At 45.9% G+C, this 798-nt stretch carries 1 protein-coding gene; it reads left to right on the top strand.

Annotated features, from left to right (window positions below):
* A partial coding sequence (locus A4R26_RS34840) for a hypothetical protein (RefSeq protein WP_207625719.1) occupies nt 1-798 on the top strand: 798 nt, incomplete at both ends.

The raw sequence follows: 798 nt of genomic DNA, 5'->3' as shown, positions 1-798 counted from the left end.
ATTCTATCATTACCTTAATTTTAACCGTAAACAACATATTAAGAGACACTTTAAGTGCCACCATCTGTACCAACCAATTACCATACAATTGGAATGGTATTGATATTACCACCGCTGGTACTTACAGTGATACACTCACCAGCAGCAATGGTTGTGATTCTATCAGCACCCTCATTCTGACAGTAAATGATGTACTCAGCGATACAACCACCGCCACCATCTGTACCAATCAATTGCCTTACAGCTGGAATGGCTTAAGCATTACCGCGGCCGGTATTTACAGTGATACCCTGACAAGTGCTGCCGGGTGCGATTCTATCACTAACCTGGTTCTGACGGTAAATGACGTGCTCACAGATACAACCACTGCCACCATTTGCACCAACCAGTTACCATATAGTTGGAATGGCTTGAGCATTTCCGCCGCTGGTACGTACAGCGATACACTCGCCAGCAGCAATGGTTGTGACTCTATCAGCACCCTCATTCTGACTGTAAATGATGTACTCAGGGATACAACCACCGCCACCATTTGTACCAATCAATTACCGTACAGTTGGAATGGCTTGATTATCACCACCGCTGGTACGTACAGCGACACACTCACCAGCAGCAATGGTTGTGACTCTATCAGTACCATTATTCTGACAGTAAATAATGTACTCAGCGATACAACCACTGCCACCATTTGCACCAACCAGTTACCATATAGTTGGAATGGCTTGAACATTACCGCCGCTGGTACGTACAGCGATACTCTCACAAGCTCCGCCGGTTGCGATTCCATCGTCAACCTGA

The organism is Niastella populi (assembly GCF_002078015.1).
Classification (GTDB): domain Bacteria; phylum Bacteroidota; class Bacteroidia; order Chitinophagales; family Chitinophagaceae; genus Niastella; species Niastella populi.
Note: the sequence above shows the minus strand (reverse complement) of the source record. Positions and strands in the feature narration are given on the sequence as shown.